This is a genomic window from Actinomadura sp. NPDC000600 (assembly GCF_040492135.1).
Classification (GTDB): Bacteria; Actinomycetota; Actinomycetes; order Streptosporangiales; family Streptosporangiaceae; genus Spirillospora.
This window is the reverse complement of the sequence record NZ_JBEUPD010000112.1, coordinates 1-1553: the sequence shown is the minus strand read 5'-3', so window position 1 is coordinate 1553 and position 1553 is coordinate 1. Positions and strand designations below refer to the sequence as shown.

The 1553-nt window shown below is 67.0% G+C and carries 2 protein-coding genes; one reads left to right on the top strand and one right to left on the bottom strand.

Annotated features, from left to right (window positions below; translation table 11 throughout):
• The coding region (locus ABWI07_RS44040) for a hypothetical protein (protein ID WP_353822195.1) at nucleotides 1-357 on the bottom strand (357 nt) is incomplete at its 3' end.
• 712 nt (nucleotides 358-1069) lie between these two features.
• Here ABWI07_RS44040 and ABWI07_RS44035 point away from each other — a divergent pair.
• A partial coding sequence (locus ABWI07_RS44035; protein WP_353822194.1) for a hypothetical protein occupies nucleotides 1070-1553 on the top strand: 484 nt, incomplete at its 3' end.

Below are 1553 nucleotides of genomic sequence, written 5' to 3'. Positions count from 1 at the left end.
TCCGATCCGTGTCACCAGGCCTGACAGAAGAACCAGCGTGTCATCTGTCATAGGCGGCACGTCCGCCAGTGCATCGTGCTCCTCCCCGGTCAGGCCCTGGTCCACGGTCCACACCCGGTGCTCGTCGAAGCCACCGTCGAAGGGAGGAACCGGGGGACGATCGGTGACGGTCATTCGTGCGCCGGTGACCAGATGCCGAAGCTGGAAGGCGTCAGCCCTTGCTTCCTCCAGACGCAGGCCGGGCAGACCCACCGGCTTGCCACGAGGCACCAAGTACGTGAGCACATTGGACGGCGTGGGCGTGATGACCACCAAGTCGTCGGGCCTGGGGGAGAGAATCAGGTCGTAGTGGGTCACCGACGCCATAGCCCACATGCCCGGCCACTCCTGCAGAGGGCCTCCGTTGAAGATGCCCAAAGCCAGCAATGCCCGAAGCCGTTGCTGGGCCAAGTCGGAGGTGTCGAAGCCCAGGTGGCCGCAACCGCGGGGAACACCTCGTGCAGCCGCCTGCCTATGTTCACCGGAGAAAGCGCGACGAGTCGCAGAAGCGGAACGACGACCGGAGTGGGCCATGCCAGAGTCCTTGCAGCCGCCCGGCCGGCAGACAGAGACACGGATCGACGATCACTCCGAGTGGGAAGCGACGTGGGCGCCCCACACCCTCTCCGCAGATCGGTGACAGCCGGGCATCACAGATATGCATGCCGAGTCGTCGCAACCGGCAGGAAACCCCACCATACCCATCAACCGGCACAACCAGGTGTCAACTGGGTCCATAGGCAGCCGACCAGAGCCCCATCGTTGGGCTGACAGCACGCCACATCAGCCATACGGGTCTACTCCGGAGGCAAAGCAGCGCGCCACACCGACGCCTCCCGTCCGCTGCGGCAGGCTGCTGCGCGGCCTTCCAGGTAGGCCATCGTTCGCAGGGCCACCGCCCGACCCGGTGCCACAACAACCTCTGCGAGCGAGAAGGAGCAAGGCCCCACCCCGAGAACACCAGCGCCTGCCAGACCCGGCTCCGTCCATCTGCGCGCCGGGGTCGGACGGTGCGCGGATCAGGATGACAATGAGCCACGGAAACGCGCTCACACAGAAAGCCCGCTACCGCTCCCGCTGCACCGGCATCGGCCATCAAGCCTGCACGCAGCAGCACACCACAGCGGAGGGCCAGCACCCCGTGCCCGACTCAGGCCCCGACCAGGCCCGGCTGGAAGCCCAGGTCTTCGAGCATCTGGGCGGCACGATCGACTACTGCGCACACCCCGCCGGCATCGCCCACGTGATCCCGACCGGCACGCACCTCACCGTGGCACTGGACCCCAAACTCGGCCCCAACCACCGGCTTTCTCAGCACTGCCTTGAAGCGCTGCTTCCCACCATCTACACCGGCACCGACGAGGACCCAGAGGGGCCCGGCAGCGCCGTGGGAGTCCGGCTGCGGGGAATCGACGCCGACGGACTCCACCTCGGTCTCGCCGACACCAATGCCCGTGTCACGCTGGCGGGGCCGTCACAGGCAGAGTGGACCACTGCCCTTGCCAACCACCGTG